This is a genomic window from Streptomyces sp. NPDC001606, assembly GCF_053596835.1.
Window position 1 is genome coordinate 612,700 of sequence record NZ_JBSFHC010000002.1, and the last position, 18,797, is coordinate 631,496.

The 18,797-nt window shown below is 71.0% G+C and carries 16 protein-coding genes; 3 read left to right on the forward strand and 13 right to left on the reverse strand.

Annotation, left to right across the window (positions count from 1 at the left end; all coding sequences use genetic code 11):
• Window positions 1-547 precede the first annotated feature (547 nt).
• Both ACWCV9_RS07145 and ACWCV9_RS07150 read left to right on the forward strand, forming a co-directional pair.
• On the forward strand, window positions 548-1,081 hold the full coding sequence (locus ACWCV9_RS07145) for a hypothetical protein (RefSeq protein WP_450784644.1): 534 nt from the start codon (window positions 548-550) through the stop codon (window positions 1,079-1,081).
• A 179-nt stretch (window positions 1,082-1,260) separates the two neighbouring features.
• Window positions 1,261-1,446: a CPCC family cysteine-rich protein gene (locus tag ACWCV9_RS07150; RefSeq protein ID WP_450784712.1), complete on the forward strand. Its 186-nt coding sequence runs from the start codon at window positions 1,261-1,263 to the stop codon at window positions 1,444-1,446.
• Window positions 1,447-1,811: 365 nt separating this feature from the next.
• Here the strand turns inward: ACWCV9_RS07150 and ACWCV9_RS07155 are convergent, their stop codons facing one another.
• Window positions 1,812-2,312, reverse strand: coding sequence for a YfbM family protein (locus ACWCV9_RS07155; RefSeq protein ID WP_450784645.1), 501 nt, complete (start codon window positions 2,310-2,312; stop codon window positions 1,812-1,814).
• A gap of 1,021 nt (window positions 2,313-3,333) precedes the next feature.
• On the opposite strand from ACWCV9_RS07155, the gene ACWCV9_RS07160 reads away from it, so the two are divergent.
• Window positions 3,334-3,648 carry a hypothetical protein gene (locus ACWCV9_RS07160; RefSeq protein WP_450784646.1) on the forward strand — a complete coding sequence of 105 codons (315 nt, stop codon included), beginning with the start codon at window positions 3,334-3,336 and terminating at the stop codon, window positions 3,646-3,648.
• A gap of 135 nt (window positions 3,649-3,783) precedes the next feature.
• On the opposite strand, the gene moeZ is transcribed toward ACWCV9_RS07160, so the two are convergent.
• The 12 genes from moeZ to ACWCV9_RS07220 form a co-directional block, all read right to left on the reverse strand.
• Complete coding sequence (gene moeZ / locus ACWCV9_RS07165) at window positions 3,784-4,962, reverse strand: adenylyltransferase/sulfurtransferase MoeZ (protein WP_450784647.1); 1,179 nt, start codon at window positions 4,960-4,962, stop codon at window positions 3,784-3,786.
• A 63-nt stretch (window positions 4,963-5,025) separates the two neighbouring features.
• A complete protein-coding gene (locus ACWCV9_RS07170; protein WP_450784648.1) occupies window positions 5,026-5,775 on the reverse strand; it encodes a spherulation-specific family 4 protein in 750 nt (249 codons plus the stop codon).
• A complete protein-coding gene (locus ACWCV9_RS07175; RefSeq protein WP_385840138.1) occupies window positions 5,763-6,719 on the reverse strand; it encodes an NAD-dependent epimerase/dehydratase family protein in 957 nt (318 codons plus the stop codon). Before ACWCV9_RS07175 ends, ACWCV9_RS07170 begins: the two co-directional genes overlap by 13 nt.
• A gap of 358 nt (window positions 6,720-7,077) precedes the next feature.
• Window positions 7,078-8,157, reverse strand: coding sequence for a hypothetical protein (locus ACWCV9_RS07180; protein WP_450784713.1), 1,080 nt, complete (start codon window positions 8,155-8,157; stop codon window positions 7,078-7,080).
• 257 nt (window positions 8,158-8,414) lie between these two features.
• Entirely contained in the window at window positions 8,415-10,118 is a 1,704-nt protein-coding gene (locus tag ACWCV9_RS07185; protein ID WP_450784649.1) for a DUF3492 domain-containing protein, read from the reverse strand.
• Between the two features lie 200 nt (window positions 10,119-10,318).
• Entirely contained in the window at window positions 10,319-11,911 is a 1,593-nt protein-coding gene (locus tag ACWCV9_RS07190) for a dipeptide ABC transporter ATP-binding protein (protein ID WP_450784650.1), read from the reverse strand.
• Window positions 11,908-12,906 carry an ABC transporter permease gene (locus tag ACWCV9_RS07195; protein ID WP_450784651.1) on the reverse strand — a complete coding sequence of 333 codons (999 nt, stop codon included), beginning with the start codon at window positions 12,904-12,906 and terminating at the stop codon, window positions 11,908-11,910. The genes ACWCV9_RS07190 and ACWCV9_RS07195 overlap by 4 nt, the downstream gene beginning before the upstream one ends.
• A complete protein-coding gene (locus tag ACWCV9_RS07200) occupies window positions 12,903-13,922 on the reverse strand; it encodes an ABC transporter permease (protein WP_450784652.1) in 1,020 nt (339 codons plus the stop codon). Before ACWCV9_RS07200 ends, ACWCV9_RS07195 begins: the two co-directional genes overlap by 4 nt.
• A gap of 4 nt (window positions 13,923-13,926) precedes the next feature.
• A complete protein-coding gene (locus ACWCV9_RS07205) occupies window positions 13,927-15,645 on the reverse strand; it encodes an ABC transporter substrate-binding protein (protein ID WP_450784653.1) in 1,719 nt (572 codons plus the stop codon).
• A gap of 194 nt (window positions 15,646-15,839) precedes the next feature.
• Window positions 15,840-15,935 (reverse strand): Ms4533A family Cys-rich leader peptide, encoded by a 96-nt coding sequence (locus ACWCV9_RS07210; RefSeq protein ID WP_385840145.1) that lies wholly within the window; start codon window positions 15,933-15,935, stop codon window positions 15,840-15,842.
• Between the two features lie 57 nt (window positions 15,936-15,992).
• Complete coding sequence (locus ACWCV9_RS07215) at window positions 15,993-17,555, reverse strand: DUF3152 domain-containing protein (protein ID WP_450784654.1); 1,563 nt, start codon at window positions 17,553-17,555, stop codon at window positions 15,993-15,995.
• 7 nt (window positions 17,556-17,562) lie between these two features.
• Complete coding sequence (locus tag ACWCV9_RS07220) at window positions 17,563-18,588, reverse strand: alpha/beta fold hydrolase (protein WP_450784655.1); 1,026 nt, start codon at window positions 18,586-18,588, stop codon at window positions 17,563-17,565.
• Window positions 18,589-18,797: the final 209 nt, after the last annotated feature.

Here is an 18,797-nt window from a genome sequence, read left to right on the forward strand (position 1 = left end):
TGGTTCTGTATCTTCTCGATACAGAACCTGAAGCCGTGGTACGGATTCTCCGTAACGTTGCCGCTCTCGTGGTCCAGATTAAAAGCCCGGCGACATACGCTGCCAATGCTGGTTCACGGCGCCCGGTTAGGCAACCTTCGATCTCAGATGTTGAGGGGTCGTTGTCTACCGCCGATCTACTCAACGATCGTGAACTGATTCAACTTTTGGGAGTTTTTCACAGGTACGATAAAGGCCTTGGGCAGCCTTCTGGTCACCTGTACGCAAAAGTTCGGAAATTGCGTGTCAAGCTCCTAGAAAACGGCTACACGGCTAGTCGAACCTCTCCGCACGGGTTTGGGACCCTCCCGCAGGGATCGAGTCTTCCAACTGATGAAACCTCGCCCGAAGGTGTCCTCACGGAGGAGCAGAGTGCAGCTGTAGCTTCCTCCTCCGAGCAGACCATCGACCATGCCTTGGCTCGGCTCTTCATACGTCTCGGCCCCCCACCGCAAGCGAGTGACTCCGAATATGCACCAACGGCAACGGGTGATGGGGGAGCCGCACAGTGACCGCAGAAGAGGGAGGCACCCTGCCACTGCCGTCCCAAAATGCATCCTTCCGCCCTGAAGTCGACCCAGTGCTATCGGCTGGCATGAATATTGCCATGCAGTGGGGGTCCGCCCTAGGTCCTGAAAAGCTAGAGATTGCATTGAAAGCGCTGGAGCCGCAGCTAAGGCGCGAGCATCAAGCTTTGATGGCACGTCTGGAAATGCAGCGAGCCGCTGCTGAGCGGGCTGATGTAGCCGCCGCTGCTGCTGAAGCTCGTACGGCTCAGGACAAGCAGCTAGCGCGTAAGCATGTCCAGCATATGAGTGGCCTCATTGTAGGTGCTTTAATTGCCGTTTCGATGCTTTTCGCCGGCGTTTATGCTGCTAAAGATGCGTGGTGGTTGTCGGCATTTCTTTGCGGCCCCAGCGTTTATGCCTTGGTGAAGGTTTTCGTCCTTCGCCGTAGCGATCCCGATGACATGAAAATTCTTGCCAAGGCGGCTGGCGGGGTTAACAGCACCGGGGGCCAATCGGTGCCGCCTGGCCCATGAGCGCTGCGTGAGTCGGGGAGTGTTCATCTTCATGCAGTGTCCGCTGGGCCTTCTCTGGGCCCTCCGAGGTCGACTGCCGAACTTGTTGGTTTACAAGGGCCCTACGGTGCTGGCGCCGGGGTTCGTCTCAGTTTCCGTCGCGTTCAGCCAAGTTCACGGCCGTTCAGAGGGAGCTCGAGATCTGCCCGGTGCGCTTTGGGAAGGCGACGGGCATGACGACCGCGACGCGGAACGAGTTCGGGCGCGCCAACGGCCGACTGAGCCTCACGGAAGCACGGAGGAACTCCCACGCGATGGGTGCTTGCGACGAGCGATGTACCCAGTTCATACGCGCCCCACTGCCGAACGAACACCCCACGGTCTGACATCACCAGCTGACATCAACGTCGCCGAACGACAACGGATCACAGCGATTGAAGCTGGACCACGGACCGCCCAGCAAGCACGAGTCCGAGCTGGCCGCACGGGTGCGGGATCGAACTCCTTAAAGCGGGTGTCGGTAGCCGCCTCAGGACCTTCCGGTGCCCTCCCGGCACGAGGCCGCGCGGAGCCGGCGCTCCGTGGTTGCCCCACAAGCGCACCAGATCGAACGGGGAACAGCGGGGAATCACAGTGAAGGCCAGCGGCTCCGGCGACAGTGCAGATCAGCCATCAGCGCAGGTCAGGGCCTGCACCAACCGCAAATGATCTCGGCTTCCCAAGCTGAGGTCCCACCGCAGTCGAGGGCCAGTCAGTCCAGCCAGACGAGCATCGCGTCGTCCGCCCTGGCAGCAGCCTCGAAGAACTGTATGAGGTCGTCGTACCAGGGGCGCCCCCATTCCAGTGAGCCGGGCTCACTCCATCCGAGGGGATAGACCTGGGCGCTGGTCAGTTCAGCAGGATCCACGCCACTGACGAGCTGGTCATAGCTGGTAGTCCGCAGAGCTTCCGCGCCGAGCCGGACCTGCTCAGGCCGCAGGTACCTCGGAGGCCCGTAGCCCCAGTCCTCGTCCTCGGCGAACGACTCCTCGCCGTGGATCACGTTCACGGGGAACTCTGCGCGCGCCAGCAGGAAGCGGAGCAGGTCCCAGGTCTTGTACGTACTGAAGTGACGCGCCTCGGCCGGCGCAGGCTCCGTCTCCTCCTCGGCGTCCTGGACCTCTTCGACGAAGTCCAGGGCCCAGTCGGGATCTTGGATCGCTCGATCAAGCTCAGCAGCCGTGACACGCAGGTACTCACCGATCATGCTCATGGTCGGAGACTAGGCGTGGGCACTGACAACGACCGCCGGACGGGCCGTCTCAGTTTCCGTCTCATTCAGCCCGGTTCAACGGCGGCCAGCCGAGACTTGGAGCCGATCCCAGCTCGGCACCGACCCGCCAAGGAACGCAGGTGAAAGCCCTGCACGTCCCGCGCTACCCCACCAACACAGTTGGAAAGTGTGTTGGTGGATCTGCGGAATGCCAGACACAACGACCAGCAGCACGCCGCTTGACGCTGTGGAGGACTGCCGCCAACGTCGACGAAGAAGCCCGCCACAGCCGCTTGCTCTGCTAGAAGTCTTCCGTGCGTAGTCTCCTGCAAAGGCTTTTCCAGAGCCGCGCGTGGCGGGTTGCTCGGGTGATGGCCTACTCCGTGGCCGGCCTTATCGGCGTAGGGATCTTCATTGTCCTCCCGATCACAGCCCAACTCAGTGGGTGGAACGATGATGATGAGGATCCGCCGGTCAGCTCTGGAGCTCCATCCGCCCCGTACACGCCGGTTCGCTGGACGTATCAGGGCTACGAGTGCTCAGACGGGTGGCCGTCAGACTCCATCGGCCGCCAAGGAGCCTGTAGCCATCACGGAGGCGTTGTCTCCGTGTTTGAAGGAGACGACGGAACAGTCCTCAGATGTGGAGACGACGAGCACGCACCTGGTCCCGACGAACAGCAGCAGCAGATCGAAGACTATGGGCGCGTCGTCTGCGTGTTCAGGTGACATCGGGTTCTAACGCGGATGATCACGGCTGCACCACATGCGCACCAGATCGAGCGGGGAACCACGGTGAACGCAGCCGAGGCCGACAGGCAGCTCTCAGACCGTTCACCCAGGTAAGCAGGCGAATGGGCCGCTCATGCTCGCAGCTCCCAAGGTGAGGTGCTCCGCACGGTCCTCGCACTGGTGTCTCTGCCCTCACTGTGGAGGAGAGATCGTCAGCGTGGCGTCGCACTAGCCCGGGTCTATGGCGGCACTCTGGCAGCCCATCAAAGGCCGGCTGAGGAGATAGGCCTGTGACCCGGTTCGACCAAACGCAGACATCAAAGCCGCCAACGGGCTTCGCCCAGTTGGTGCTACACCCTGAACACCTTCTCGACGCCCCTCTGTCCGAGCTTCTCGCGGAGCTGGACGTCAAACTGGATGAGTCTTCGATCACCGACCCAAACTTCACGGGTGCTGCCGTGGTCACCCGGGAACGTGTGATCCTTTCGATGAGGGCAGGCCAACCGGACTGGGAGCGCGACGCCGTTGCACGAGCGCTGTTGGGACGCGTGCTCGACGTGCCGTTGCCGCCCTTGCCTGAGCCGTACCGCATGAGTGAGGTCTGAGCCGGTCGGTTGTCTGGGCCGTCTCTGGGCCGTGCGAGGCCAGCTAACGCCGACCAACAACGACAGAAGCCCACGGCATCCGACGAGGTCAGAGCCGTGGGCTTCTTCTGTCCCGCTGGTCAGCGGAACCGGTGATTAATAGACCGGCTTATGCGGTTCGATCTGGTTGACCCAGCCGATGACGCCGCCGCCGACGTGGACCGCGTCGGCGAAGCCCGCGGACTTCAGGACCGCCAGGACTTCCGCACTGCGGACGCCCGTCTTGCAGTGCAAGACGATCTTCCGGTCCTGCGGGAGGCTCTCCAGAGCCGTGCCCATCAGGAACTCGTTCTTGGGGATCAGCTTGGCGCCCGGGATGGAGACGATCTCGTACTCGTTCGGCTCGCGGAGGTCGATGATCTCGATGCTCTCGCCGTCGTCGATCCACTCCTTGAGCTGCTTGGGAGTGATCGTCGAGCCGGCGGCCGCCTCCTGGGCCTCCTCGGAGACGACGCCGCAGAAGGCCTCGTAGTCGATGAGCTCGGTGACGGTCGGGTTGTCGCCGCAGACCGCGCAGTTGGGGTCCTTGCGGACCTTGACCTGGCGGTAGGTCATCTCCAGGGCGTCGTAGATCATCAGGCGGCCGACCAGCGGCTCGCCGATGCCCGCGAGGAGCTTGATGGCCTCGTTGACCTGGATGGAGCCGATGGACGCGCACAGCACGCCCAGGACGCCGCCCTCGGCGCAGGAGGGGACCATGCCCGGCGGCGGGGGCTCCGGGTAGAGGCAGCGGTAGCAGGGGCCGTGCTCCGACCAGAAGACCGAGGCCTGGCCGTCGAAGCGGTAGATCGAACCCCAGACGTACGGCTTGTTCAGCAGCACGCACGCGTCGTTGACCAGGTAGCGGGTCGCGAAGTTGTCCGTGCCGTCGATGATCAGGTCGTACTGGCTGAACAGGTCCATCACGTTGTCGGCCTCGAGCCGCTCCTCGTGCAGGACCACGTTGACGTACGGGTTGATGCCCTGGACGGTGTCACGCGCGGACGCGGCCTTGGAGCGGCCGATGTCGGACTGACTGTGGATGATCTGGCGCTGCAGGTTCGACTCGTCGACCTCGTCGAACTCCACGATGCCCAGCGTGCCCACGCCCGCGGCGGCCAGGTACATCAGCGCCGGCGAGCCCAGGCCGCCGGCGCCCACACAGAGCACCTTGGCGTTCTTCAGCCGCTTCTGCCCGTCCATGCCCACATCGGGGATGATCAGGTGGCGGGAGTACCTGCGGACCTCGTCTACGGTGAGCTCATCAGCTGGCTCGACCAGGGGTGGCAGCGACACGGGAACTCCGTTGGTCGGTCAATCACTACAGATGTTCTCCCCGTAACACTGCCACGGCCATCTTCATTCCGAGACACCTGTTCCGATACGCGAGACGATGTCGTCCCAGTAGCCGGGCATGGTCTCCCAGGGGCCGGTGTGGCCGTCCCGGTCGGTGTGGTCCGTGAAGTAGATCGTCGCCGCGCCCTGCCAGCGCGCGATGCGCAGCGCCTCCTCCAGATGGCACCGGGGCACCCCGTGCACGAAGTGGCAGAAGCGGTCGGACGGGTAGTCGGCGGTCCACTCGGCCGCCTGCGACCAGCGGTACTCGCTCCAGGGGCCGGCGAAGGTCACCAGCTGGTCGGCCTGCTCGGCGTAGCCCGGGTACGGGTGGCTGCCGTGCCCGAGGACGATGTGAGCGGTGTCACTGATCGCCCGGAGGGTGGTGACCGCGCGCCGGACCTCGAAGAGGGCGGCGCGCCCGCCGGGGCAGCGGTCCAGCAGGAAGCCGTCGACCCGGTACCAGTCCAGATAGCGGTGCACGTCGGCGAGCAGGTCGCCGAAGACACGGGCGCCGTAGGTGAGGTCCAGGTGGCCGAGGACCCGGACGCCGGCGCCGCGCAGCCGTCCGCTGGCCTCCAGGCAGTGCGGGTCGGGGCGGCTACCGGGGCCCGCGGCCACATCGAGGACGACCCAGTCCACCGGCACTCCGGGGCGGGCGAGTTCGGCCCACTGGGCCGGGGCGACGAGCGGATGGGCGTAGCCGGGGATGCCGAGGGCGGTGCGCAGGCCGGTGCCGGTGGCGGCGAGCGCACCGCCGGTCAGATGCGGCATGCCGCCTCCATCCAGATGTCGGCCAGGGACTCCTCGAGGTTGATCCGGGGCCGCCAGCCGAGCCGGTCGCGGGCGGTGCGCACATCGGCCTGCTGCCAGCTGCCGCAGCCGTCCGGGTACGGGTACGCGACCGGGACCCCGTCGTGATCGGCGCGGGGGTGACCGATGGCCGCGCGCAGCGGTCCGGGCGGGGTGTCGAGTTCGTGCAGGGCGCCGCCGTAACCGGCCACGCGCGCGAGGACGGCGGCGGCGTCTCTGAGGCGGACGGCGCGGCCGGAGCCGATGTTGATGACGCCCTGCGCGGCGGAGAGCGAGGCGGCGTGCACGGCGCGCGCGACGTCGCGGACGTCGACGAAGTCGCGCTGGACGCCGAGGCCGCCGAGCTTGAGTTCGCCGTCGCCGGACTGCATCGCGCGCCGCATGGCCTCGGCGAGCCGGCCGAGCGGGGAGCCGGCCGGGGTGCCGGGGCCGGCGGGCGAGAAGACGCGCAGGACGACCGCGTCGAGGCCGGAGCCGAGGACCAGTTCGGTCGCGGCGAGCTTGCTCACGCCGTACGGGCCGCCGGGGCGCGGTACGGCGTCCTCGGCCGTGGAGGAGCCGGGCTGGCTGGGGCCGTACTCGGAACTGCACCCGATCTGCACCAGGCGGGCGCCGCAGCCGCTGCGGCGCAGCGCCTCGCAGACGGTGGCGACGGCGACCGTGTTGTGCCGGGTCAGTTCGCGGGCGCCGCCCCGGGTGGCACCGGCGCAGTTGATCACGACTCCGGGGTGGACCGCGTCGAGGAAGCGGGTGAGTGCGCCGGGGCTGCCGGTGGCGAGGTCGAAGCGGACGTCGGCGTCGTCGCCGCGGCCGAGCGCGGTGAGCTGGACGGCGGGGTCGGCGAGCAGGCGGTCGGCGACGAAGCGGCCGAGGTAGCCGTTGGCTCCGATCAGCAGAACCCTCATCGCGCGCCTCCCCGGGTGTGCGCGCCGGTGGTACGGACCGGCGTGAGAGCCCCAGCGGGGGCCGGCGCGAGGGGCCCGGCGGGGGTCCCGGTGGATCCGGGGGCTCCGGCCGGTCCGGGTGTGCGGAGGGCTCCGGTGGCTGCGGACGCTCGGGGGCGGGCGGTGGTCATCTGGTGTTCTCCTTCAGGGGGGGTGGTGCGAGGTGCCTCCGGTGGCCTGCCGGTCCGGCGGCGCACGATTCACTCGGGGCACTCCGGGACGGCTCGGCCGCTCCGGTGGTCGTTCAGGTGCGCAGGTCGTCGCTCGGGAGCGCCCGTGCTCACTCAGGTGCTCCCGTGGTCGCTCGGTACTCCCTGGTTCACTCGGATGCTCCTGTGGGCGCGTGGGCCGAGGCCTGGGTGAGGGTGCGGCCGGCGTGCAGCAGCAGGGCCAGGGCGGCGGTGCCGCAGGCGAGGACCGGTACGGCGGTGGCGCCCCAGGCGGTGATCAGGGTGCGGGCGGGCGTCGCGAGGACCGCGCAGCCGGGCAGCCGGCCGGCCAGGAGAAGGGCGAGGGTCACGGCCTCGGTGGCCGCGGCGGCGCCCAGGGCGAGGGCGGGGGCGTGCCGGTGGTGGTGCACGGCGAGCAGCCGGGCGAGCAGCAGGAGCGCGCCCAGCGCGAGGGGCTGTCCGTAGGCCACCGGCTCGTGCAGGGCGGTGCCGCACAGCGGGAGCAGCGCGGCGAGCGCGCCCAGGAACAGGGCGAAGGTGCCGAACAGCAGCGGTCTCGCCGCGTCCCGGAACTCCTCCAGGCCCCGGCTGCCGGCGAGCCTGCGGCGGGCGCCGGCGGTGAGCAGGTGCGCGCACCAGGCGGCCGGGGCGCAGGCCAGCAGGAGCGCCAGGACCGGCGCGGCGGCGGTGGGCCAGGGGCCGTCCGGGGCGCCGGTGGGCAGGGCGTCGGGCCCGCCGCCGGCGACGGCCCGCAGCAGTCCGTCGCCGAAGAGGGCGTAGGCCAGCAGCCACAGCGTCCACACGCGCGTGCCGCTCGCCGTTCGCCAGGTGGGCGTGCCGGACGGTGCGGCGAGGGGACCCTGGCGCAGTGCGGCGCGCAGGGCGAGCGCGACGGCGAGCATGCCGCCGAGGCCGACCAGCAGGCGCGGTTGGCCGGCGGTGAGGCGGAGTCCCGCCACGGTGGCCGTGCCGAGCGCCCCGGGCAGCAGGGTGAGCAGGACCCAGCCGACGCGGACCCGGGGCACGGGCGGCGGCTCGGGCCCGGGCCGCGGTTCGCCGGTGCGCGGCACGCGCGCGTACAGCTCTTCGGCGAGCGAGAAGACGTCCCGGTGCCGGAAGCGCACGGCGGTCCGGTCGGTGACGCCGTGCGCCTCCAGGCCGGCCGCGATCTCCAGTGGGTCCACGGCCCGCTCGCACAGCTCGCGGTGCCGGTGCAGCAGGGCCTTCACGGGGTCGGCGCCGGCCCGCCGGGGTGCGGGGCCGCGCCCTGCGACCGGTTGCGGACCGGCGACGACACCCACCCGGCCCGGGCCGGACGGCGGGGCGGGCTCGGCCTGGGCCCGGGGCCCGGCCGGGGCGGGCGCGCTGGCGCCGGCCGACGGCGCCACGGCCCGCGATCGCGCGTCCCACGGATCCGCACCGCTCGGCATCCCGGGGCCGTCCGTGCCCCTCCCCGGGCGGGGCACCGCCGTTTCCTCCGCCTCGTTCACCGCGCCCCCTCCACTGCCGCCAGCGAGGTCGCCCGTACCGGTGCACCCGTGGCCCAGGCCGGGACGGACCGGGGAAGGACGCGGGCCGTGGGGCCGGTCCATTCACCGGGGACGCGGGACTCGGCGGGGGCGGCGAACGGCAGGGGCTCCCCGGTCTGGCCCAGGACCACCCGGCGCACCGGGCAGTGCGAGACGATCTCCAGGTAAATGCCGTGAAATGCCGCGATGTTCTGCTCGACGGTGAACAGTTCGAGCGCCCGGGCGCGCGCGGCGGCACCGAGGCGCGCACGGCGCTCGGGGTCGCGCAGCAGTGCCACGCACGCCTCGGCGAGCGCCCGGGGGTTGCGCGGGGGTACGACGAGACCGGTGCCGCCGATGACCTCCACCACGGCTCCGGCGTCCGTGGACACCGTGGCCCGGCCGCAGAACATGGCCTCGACCAGGCTGATCGGGAAGCCCTCCACCACGCTGGAGAGCACCACGACGGCGCCCGCGGCGTACGCGTCCGGCAGGGTGGGTGCCTCGGGGCCGCCGATCTCCTCGAAGGAGACGGGGTTGTCCCCGACGGCGTGCGCGCCCTCCGCCTCGTCCGGGAAGAGCTGGGCGGCGAGTCCCCGGCAGTGGCCCAGGTAGGCCTCGCCCTCGGGGCCGGCCGGCGCGCCGACGATCCGCAGCCGGGCCTTGGGCTCCTCCTTGCGGACCTCGGCGAAGGCGTGCAGCAGGGAGATCAGGTCCTTGGCGGGCTCGATCCGGCCGACCCAGACCAGGGTGTCCGGGTCGGCGCGGTCCGGGGACTCGCCGGCCTCCGTGAAGCGCGCGGCGTCCATGCCCGGGTGGACGGTGCGGATCCGGGCCCGGTCGGCACCGCAGCGTTCCTGCCAGCGGCGGGCGTGTGCGTTGCCGGGGGTGAGGATCTCGGCCCGGCGGTAGACCTCCGCGGCGAGCCGGCCGTGGAAGGCGGCCAGGAGGGCGCGTACGGCGGGGGCGGCGGCGTCGGGGCCGAGGGCCAGGTAGTGCGAGCGGAGCTGCACGCCGTACTCGGTGACCAGCAGCGGCACGCCGCAGAAGTGCCGGGCGAGCAGGCCGGGAAGCGCGGCCGGGCCGCCGGCGGTGGCGTGGCACAGATCGGCCGCGCCGAGGTCGGCGTCGCTGTACCAGTCGAGGGAGAGGGGGCGCAGGGCGCGTTCGAGGTGCGCGGCGACGGCGAGCAGTTCGGGGACCCGCGCCTCGCGCGCCGTGCGCAGCGCGCCGGGGGCGCGGCAGGCGCGTTCCAAGGTGCGTACGGCGGTGTCGGAGCGCAGGGCGCCGACCAGTCCGCCGTGCTCGCGGGCGAGTTCGGCGAGTCCGTACAGCGCTGTGCCGAAACGGTCCGCCACACCATCGGACGAGCCGCCCGCGACGGTTTCGGTCCCGGCGCAGACCGCGCCGACCAGCTCGCCGTAGCACTCGGTGAAGCGCCGGCGCGCGCGCCGCCCGTACCCGACCCCGTCGTCCTCGGCCGTCCACAGCGGTGCCGTTCGCACCCGGCCGACCTGCGGTGGGAGCGGGACCCAGCCCTCGTCCTCCTGGCGCCTACTGCGACTGAGCGCGTAGATGTCGAACTCGTGCTGATCGAGCCCGCGCACGAGCCGGTCGCACCAGAGTCCGGCGTCACCGCTCACATACGGGTAGCCACCCTCCGTCAGCAGTCCGATGCGCACGTGTGCACCCCCGATCTCCCGTTCGGTGAGCCGCCGTCGTCCGGCGGCTCGCAGCGGGACGAACGTAAGCGGACAAGGCGGTGGCGCGACGGACGGTTGTCCATCGCGCCACCAAAAGGGGTGAACGGACGTAACTTTCGCGTGCAGGTCGCGTTTCCCGGCGCTAAGGCGGCACAGTGCTATCGCACGTGCACGAAACGTTACGCCACGGCGGGTGTGCGGCGGGCCGCGCGGCGCCGCGCGGCCAGTTCCGGGTCGAGCGCGGGTACGGCGGCCAGAAGTCGACGGGTGTACGCCTCGCGCGGGCTGTCGTACACCTCGTCGGCCGGGCCGTACTCGACCAGCCGGCCCCTGTGCATGACCGCCACCCGGTCGCTGACCTGGCGGACGACGGCGAGGTCGTGCGCGATGAAGACCAGCGCCAGGCCCAGTTCTCGCTGGAGTTCGCCGAGCAGGGCGACCACCTGGGCCTGGGTGGTGACGTCCAGCGCGGAGACCGGCTCGTCGCAGACGATGACGCGCGGCTCGGCGGCGAGCGCGCGGGCGATGCCGATGCGCTGGCGCTGGCCACCGCTGAACTCGTGCGGGTAGCGGTCGTAGTGCGCCCCTTCGAGCCCCACGCGCTCCAGCAGTTCTGTCACGCGCTGCCTGATGAGCCGCTCGTCGCGCTCGCCCCGCGCGCGCAGCGGGTCGGCGACGGACTCGCCCACGCTGCGGCGCGGGTTGAGGGAGGAGACGGGGTCCTGGAAGACCATCTGTACGGCGGGATGCACGCCGGTGTGCGGACGGCCCGCGTAGCGGATCGCACCGGCCGTCGGCTCCAGCAGCCCGACCAGCATGCGGCCGAGCGTGGTCTTGCCGCTGCCGCTCTCGCCGACGACGCCGAGGGTCTCGCCCCGCCGCAGGGTCAGCGAGACGTCGTCCACGGCGGCGAACGCCCGTCTGCCGCGCCCGAACTCGCGCCGCACCCCGGTGGCCTCCAGCACGACCTCGTCGACGGCCCGGGAGCCGGTGCGGCGCGCGTCCACGCGCGGGACGGCGTCGAGGAGTTCGCGGGTGTACGACTGCGCGGGCGCCGCGAGGACCTCGCCGACGGGGCCGTGCTCGACGGCCCTGCCGTGCCGCATGACGAGCACCTCGTCGACGCTCTCGGCGGCCACGCCCACGTCGTGGGTGACGAGCAGCAGGCCCATGCCGGTCTCCTCGCGCAGCGTGTGCAGCAGATCGAGGATCTGGGCCTGGACGGTGACGTCGAGCGCGGTGGTCGGCTCGTCGGCGATCAGCAGCTCGGGCTCGCAGGCGAGCGCCATGGCGATGAGCGCGCGCTGGCGCATGCCGCCGCTGAACTCGTGCGGGCGCGACCGGGAGCGCCGTACCGCGTCCGGGATGCCGACCCGGTCGAGCACCTCCACGGCACGCGCGCGTGCGGCGCGGCGCGACACGCGCGTGTGCACGCGGTATACCTCGGCGATCTGGTCACCGACCGCGTAGTAGGGGTCGAGCGAGGACAACGGGTCCTGGAAGACCATGGCGGCGCGGGCGCCGCGCAGCCGTCGCAGCTCCTCGTCGGTGGCCGTCTGCACGTCGGTGCCGGCCACCCGGACCGTGCCCCCGACCCGCGCGCCGGTGCCCCGGTGCAGGCCCAGCAGGGCACCCGCGACCGTGGACTTGCCGGAGCCGGACTCGCCGACGAGGGCCAGCGCGCCGCCCTTCGCCAGGCTGAAGGAGAGCCCGTCCACGGCCCGCAGCGCGCCGAACTCGACGGTCAGGTCCGTCACTTCCACCAGGCTCATACGAGCACCACCCGTCGGTCGGCCACCGCGTACAGCACGTCCGCGACGGCGTTGGCGATGACCACGAAGAAGCCGATGACCAGGACCATCCCGACGACCACCGGCAGATCGACGACCTTCACCGCGCGCACCAGCTCCTGACCGATGCCGGGCAGGCCGAACAGGGTCTCGGTGAGCACGGCACCGCCGACGGCCGAGCCGAAGGTGACGGCGTTGAGCGCGATGACGGACGCCGTCGCCCCGCGCAGCGCGTGCCGCACGATCAGCGCACGCTCGCCGACGCCATAGGCGCGGAACGTGCGGATGTGGTCCTCGGCCAGCGTCTCCAGCATCGACGCCCGGGTCAGGCGGGCGAAGTTGGCCGCCTCGATGAGGGCGAGCGAGAGCCAGGGCAGCAGCAGGTTCCACGCCCACTGTTCGGGGTCGTCGGTGAAGTTCACGTACTCCGGGAAGGGCAGCAGCCCCAGTTCGCCGCAGACGACGATCATCAGGACGAGACCGATGACGAAGACGGGCGTGGCGACGCCCGCCAGGGTGACCGTGGTCAGGATCCGCTCGGTGAGCCGGCCGCGCCGCCATGCGGACAGCACGCCGGTGCCGATGCCGAGCAGCAGCCAGATCACCATCGCCCCGAGCACCAGCGAGAAGCTCACCGGCAGCTTGGTGAGGATGATGTCGGTGACCTGCCGGCCGCTCTGGTACGACTCGCCGAGGCAGGGTGCCGCGCAGTGCTCGACGCCGGTGCCGGTCGAGAAGTCCTGGCCGGCGAAGACGCCCTGCACGAAGTGCCCGAAGCGGACGTACAGCGGGTCGTCCAGGTGCAGTTGCTGCGCGACCTGGTGGACCTGTTCCGGGGAGCAGCGGGGGCCGCAGGTGATCTGGGCGACGTTGCCGGGGGTGACGTAGAAGACGACGTAGATGATCACCGAGAGCGCGAACAGGGTGATCACGGCGCCGATCAGGCGGCGCAGTACGAAACCGGTGAGGCCGCTCATGCCCGGTCCTCCTTCCGCACGGTCGCCCGGGCCTCGCGCTTGCGGCCGGTGCCGATGCGCAGCCGCGAGGCCGCGCGCGGGTCCAGGGCGACGCGGACGCCGTCGCCGAGGACGGTGAGCGCGAACACGGTCACGAACAGGGCGGCGGCGGGCAGCAGCAGATACTGCGGGGCCGCCTGGTACCAGACGTCGGCGGAGGTGAGCATCTGTCCCCACGAGGGCGTGGGCGGCTTGACGCCGACGCCGAGGAAGGACAGGGCCGCCTCGGCGCTGATGTTCGAGGGGATCAGCAGGGCCGCGTAGGTGATGACCGGCGCGGCGAGCCCCGGGAGCAGCTCCCGCACGGCGATCCGGCCGGTGCTCCAGCCGCTGAGCCGGGCCGCGGCGACATGGTCGAGGTTCTTCAGGGTGAGGGTCTGCGCCCGCACCATCTTCGCGGTGGTGCTCCAGCCGCTGACCAGGGCGATGACGAGGGCGACGAGCACCGGCCGGGGGAAGCCGTCCGGTACGACGGCCAGCAGCGCCAGCGCCATGATCATCAGCGGCATCGAGACGAAGATGTCGGTGACGCGGCTCAGGACCAGGTCGACCCAGCGGTTGCCGAGGCCGGCGGCGACGCCCATGGCGAGGCCGAGGACCACCTGCACCACCGTGGCACCCAGCGCGACGCCCAGGGACACCCGCGCCCCGTACACCAGCCGGGCGAACAGGTCACGGCCGGTCTGCGGTTCGACGCCGAGCCAGTGGTCGGCGCCGATGCCGCCGAGGGAGCCGACGGGCACGCCGCCGCGCGCGGAGTCGATCAGCGCCGGGTGGTAGCTGGTGGGGTCCTGGCCCTCCAGAGCGGTGAGCAGCGGCGCGGCGAGCGCGACCAGGACGAGCAGCGCGACGACGGCCGCGGCGACCAGGGCGGCGCGCTGCGCCCGCAGCCGCCGCCAGAACTGACGGGCCCCCGAGGCCGCAGGGGCGGCGGTGTCCGCCCCCGCGGTCTCGACGGCGACAAGTGCCTCGCTCACGGCGCTACTTCACCGCGACCTGGGAGATGTCCAGTACGCCGGTCCAGTCGCTGATGACGATGTTCTTGACGTCCTTGCCGTACAGACGCTTGTAGACCGGGTGGAACAGCGGCACGACGAGGGCCTTCTCGCCGATCTTCTTGTCCAGTGCACCCCATCGCTTGGCGGCCGCGTCAAGGTCGGTCAACTTGTTGATCGCGTCAATCTCGTCATTGACCGACTTGTCGTTGAGCAGACCCGTGTTGAAGTTCGCTCCGTCCTTGACGATCTGCCGGCCGTCGAAGATGGGCGCGAGGAACGGGCCGCCGGAGGGCCAGTCGGCACCCCAGTGGGCGAGGAAGAAGCCCGGCTCGGTCTTCACCGCGTGGATGGTGTCCCGGTAGGCGTTGTCCTCCAGGCCCTGGAGCCTGACCGTGATGCCGGCCTTCTTGAGCGCGTCCTGGACGGCGGTCGCGATCTCCGGGCTGGTCTCGAAGTCCTTGGCGTTGGAATGGGTCAGCGTCACCGTGAGCCCGTTCTTGTAGCCGGCCTGGGCGAGCAGCTCCCTGGCCTTGGCCGGGTTGCCGGAGGCACCCGCCGGGAACGGGTCGTACGGCGTGTAGCCGAAGGACTTCTGGTCGGGCAGGAAGGTGGTCGCGGGCTCGGCGAGCGCGGAGCCGCCGGCCGCGTTGACCACGGAGGAGCGGTCGACCGCGTAGGCGATCGCCTCCCGGACCTTGGGGTTGTCGAACGGCTTCACGGTCGGGTTGAACGCGAGGTAGTTCGTGTAGCCGAAGTGGCCGGTGCCCACGCGCGCGGCCAGCTCCTTGTCGCCGCTCACCTTGGCCAGCTCGGCGGGGCCGAGGTTGGTGTCCGTGGTGACGGCCGCGGCGTCCGCTCCCTGAGACGCGGACAGCCGCTGGTCGATCACCGAGGAGTCGAGGCCGGAGCGGACGTCGACGGTGTCCGGGTAGGCCTTGCGCTGGTCGTCGACGGCCGGGGACCAGTACGGGTTGCGCTGGAGCAGCAGGTGCTCGCCGTCGTTCTCGTTCTTGACGACCTTGTAGGGCCCGGAGGAGACCGGGTGCTCCTCGTACTTGGTGCCCGTGTCCTTGCTCTTCGGGACCGGGGCGAACTGCGTCTGCGTGGCCAGGTAGGGGAACTCGCCCTCGGGCTTGACCAGATGGAAGACGATGGTCCGGCTGTCCGGCGTCTCGATCGCCGTCAGCCCCTTCTTGTCCTTGTACGGCCCCTGGTAGTCGGCGGCACCGACCAGCCAGTCCCGCAGGTAGGGCGCTCCGCCGGAGAGTTCGGGGGCGAAGGAGCGCTCGATGCCGTACTTGACGTCGGCCGAGGTGATCGGCGTGCCGTCCTCGTACTTCAGCCCCTTCTTCAGGGTGTACGTCCACACGGTCGCGTCCTTGCTGGGACGCCCGGTGTCGGTGGCGAGGTCCGGGACCACCTTCGCGCCGGCCGCGCCGTTCGCCCGGTTGCGGGTGGTGAGGGTGCGGAACACCAGCGACGGAACGTTTCCGCCGCCGGAGGTGTAGAGGCGCGCGGGGTCGAAGTCGGTCTGCGGCTCGGCGTTCAGGACCGTGAGCGTGCCGCCCTTGTGGGGCGTGGAGTCGCCACCGGAGCCCTTGGCATCGCTGTCCTTCGGGCCACAGGCGGCGGCGCCCGCTGCCACGACCAGGGCAAGCGAAACAGTCGCCGCGCGGGCTCTCTTCACGGACGGTTGACGCATGGGAATGACGACCTCTCGGGGACATGTCGAGGCTTTCTCGACCATGAGTGTCTCGGAATGCGAGACGGTGAGACGAGGGATGAGACGCCTGCGGGCAGACGTCGGCCCCGGCGCCGGGTCGTCGAAAAGGGGTCCGTGAAGTGACGGACGGAAGGGTGGAGAGAAGTCGCGACGCGAACGCCAGGGAGGCGGCGTCAGCGACAGTGGATGTCGGACACGCAGAGCGGGGTCACGCCGATGAGCGCCAGCTCGATGGCGGCGCTGTCGAGAACAGCATGACTAGACCACATGCGCAAGAATATGCAACGACCATCCGGCTCATGTCAATGTGACATCAGTGGATCCTGTCAACTCCCTGGATACGGCCATGGATTGGGTAGACAGTGGATTCCGTCGTGGTTGAGGAACTTGGTCTGCTGCTGCATGACCGGGGCCAGCTCGCCGTCCTTCTGACACGACACATGGCCGTGGCCGAGCCGGTGGCCGACCTCGTGGTTGATGAGCATCTGCCGGTACGCGTGGATCTTGTTCCCGTACGTCTTGCTGCCCTGCGCCCACCGGTAGGCGTTGATCATCACGCGTTCGGTGGCGGCGGAGTCGCAGGAGACGTTGTCCTCCGTGGTGTCCAGTCCCGACTTGGCGCACCACTCGGCGGTGGTGCCCGGGCTCGCCAGGGTGATGACGAAGTCGGGCTTGCCGGAGGAGATCCGCTCGAAGGTCTTCGCGCCGCCGTGGGCCCAGCTGCGGTCGTCGTTCAGCGTCTTCTGCACGGCCTCCGCGAACAGCGCGCCGTCCAGCCCGAGGCCCTGCTCGACGTCGATCCGGTAGCGGTACTTCTGCCCGGTGCCGGGCGCCTTGTCGAAACCGGGGACGGCGTCGAACTTCCCGGAGCCCTTCAGCTTCGCGCTCAGCGGGTACGTACGGTCCATCTTCTGCTCGTACGTCAGCGTCGCCCCGCCCGGTGCGGCGGAGGGCGTCGCGCCGCCGGTGGCCCGGGTGTCCCGCGCCCGGTCCGCGGCCGACGGCGAGGCGCCGCCGCTCCGCGCTCCGGCCACCTGCCCGGCGACCACCACCGCGAGCACGGTGGTGACGGCGGCCGCGGCGATCCCGGTGTAGGTCCGGCCCCGGCCGCTGCCCCGCTGCGCCGGCACGTCGGCCTGCGGCGCCTCGGCCGGCCGGGTTCCGGTGGGGGGTACGGCGCCGGGAGGGGCCGCCTGCTCGTCGGTTCCCTCGGCGCTCCGGGCGCCGGCGCGTCCGGCTTCGAAGGCGTCGAGGTAGTCCTGCCGGGGACCGGGCGTCCGTCCCGGCGCCCGGCGCTGCCGGGGCAGCGTCACCCCGGGCCCGCCGGACCCTGCCGCCTTCGTGAACTCGCCCCAGCCTCCGCCTGCCTCACGCTGTTCCGGGTGCCCACCACGGGCACCCGCCTCACCGGGCAGACGGGGAACACCGCGCGCGGGGGTGCCGTCGGGCAACCGCGGGATCCCCTGCGCGGGCGTGCCCGGAGGGAAGCCGGGCACGCCCTGCGCGGACGCACCGGGACGGAAGCCGGGCGTACCCGAAGGGAAACCGGCCGCACCCTGCCCAGTTGCACCCGCAGGAAAGGACTGCCCACCCGGCGGAAACGGCGCCCCACCCTGCGCAGGCGCACCCTGCGGAAACGGCCGCGCACCTTGCCCCGGCGCACCGCCGCCGAAGCCGGAAACGCCACGCGCACGCGTGCCCCCGCCGAAGCCGGGCGTGTCGTCGTCCGGGCGGGGCAGGTCTCCCCGGGGGCCGGGATCGCCGCCACGGGCGCCCGGAGTGGTCCCTCGGGGTCCCGGCGCCGCGGCCGGACGCTCCTTGCGCCGAGCGGCGGGTATGTCGCCGGAGTCGCTCTTGGGTGCCGGTCCGCGGCGGCTGTGACGTCCCACGCCGGCCTCAGCTCCCCGTACCCGCTGCGGTGACGCCGTCGCCGCGCCCGGCGTCCACGCGCCCCTCGCCCGGATCCTCCTCGCCCGCCGCCGCCAGCAGCTCGCGGAACGCCCCGGCCACCAGCTCCGGGTACTCCATCATCGCCACGTGTCCGGCGTCCGGGAGGGACAGCAGGCGGGAGTGGCGGAAGGCGCGGGCGGCCTTGTGGGCCATGCGGAAGCCGACCAGCTGGTCGCGGCCGCCGTAGACCAGCAGGGTCGGGGCGAGCACGCGCTCGGCCTGGCGCCACAGCCCGTGCTGCCCGCCGAGCGTGTAGGCGTCGACGATCCCGCGCGCGGAGCGGGCCATCGCGTCCCAGAAGTAGGGCAGCCGCTGCCGCCGCTCCAGCTCCTCCACGGCGTACCGGAACGCCTCCGGCGACACCCGCGACGGATCGCCGTAGCAGAGCGCCATGACCCCGCGCACCCGCTGCTCGGCCGTCCACTGCCGAGTGAGCCGGGTGAACAGCGCGGCGATGCCCGGCACGCCGAGCAGCCCGGTCGGCACCGCGCTGCGCTGGATCCGCAGCTCCGGCAGGGCCGGGGAGACGAGCGTGAGCGTCCGCACGAGATCCGGGCGTACGGCGGCCACGCGCGTGGCGACGGCGCCGCCGAGGGAGTTCCCGAAGAGGTGCACCGGGCCGCGGCCGGCGGCGTCGAGATAGCGGATCACCGCGCGCGCGTGCCCGGTGACGGAGTAGTTGCCGTCGTCCGGCGGCGGGGAGTCGCCGAAGCCCGGCAGGTCGACCGCCTCGCTGTCGACGACTCCGTCCAGCTCGGCCATCAGCTGCGACCAGTTCTGCGATGAGCCGCCGAGGCCGTGGACGAACAGCGCGGGCGGCAGCCCCTCGCGCGCGGGGCGCCGGGAACGGACCGACAGGGTCACGCCGGGCAGGCTCACCGAGCGCAGCCGCTCGCCCTCGCCGACCCGGACGGGCGCCACTCTCGGAAGCGCGCTGGCGGCCGGAACGGACGGCGACTCGGTCGAAGACATGCGGCAATGTTACGAGGTGATCACGCCCGGGTCCGTGTGTCGGCCGTCACAGGCGGACGGCGTACGCATGACACGCGCGCGGCTGGGGAACCGGAGGGCGGACGGGCGCGATGGCATGGCGTCCGGATCAGCTGTCTCCTAGGCTCGTACAGAGGGCACCCGCGTGTGGCCCCTGCTGCATCCAGGGACGTTCGTAGGAAGGGAGCCCA

Coding starts and splice junctions, on each gene's coding strand:
- ACWCV9_RS07190 (WP_450784650.1), bottom strand. CDS start 11,911: ATGAGCCTGGTGGAAGTGACGGACCTGACCGTCGAGTTCGGCGCGCTG.
- ACWCV9_RS07175 (WP_385840138.1), bottom strand. CDS start 6,719: ATGAGGGTTCTGCTGATCGGAGCCAACGGCTACCTCGGCCGCTTCGTC.
- ACWCV9_RS07205 (WP_450784653.1), bottom strand. CDS start 15,645: ATGCGTCAACCGTCCGTGAAGAGAGCCCGCGCGGCGACTGTTTCGCTT.
- ACWCV9_RS07170 (WP_450784648.1), bottom strand. CDS start 5,775: ATGCCGCATCTGACCGGCGGTGCGCTCGCCGCCACCGGCACCGGCCTG.
- ACWCV9_RS07155 (WP_450784645.1), bottom strand. CDS start 2,312: ATGAGCATGATCGGTGAGTACCTGCGTGTCACGGCTGCTGAGCTTGAT.
- ACWCV9_RS07195 (WP_450784651.1), bottom strand. CDS start 12,906: ATGAGCGGCCTCACCGGTTTCGTACTGCGCCGCCTGATCGGCGCCGTG.
- ACWCV9_RS07210 (WP_385840145.1), bottom strand. CDS start 15,935: ATGTGGTCTAGTCATGCTGTTCTCGACAGCGCCGCCATCGAGCTGGCG.
- ACWCV9_RS07220 (WP_450784655.1), bottom strand. CDS start 18,588: ATGTCTTCGACCGAGTCGCCGTCCGTTCCGGCCGCCAGCGCGCTTCCG.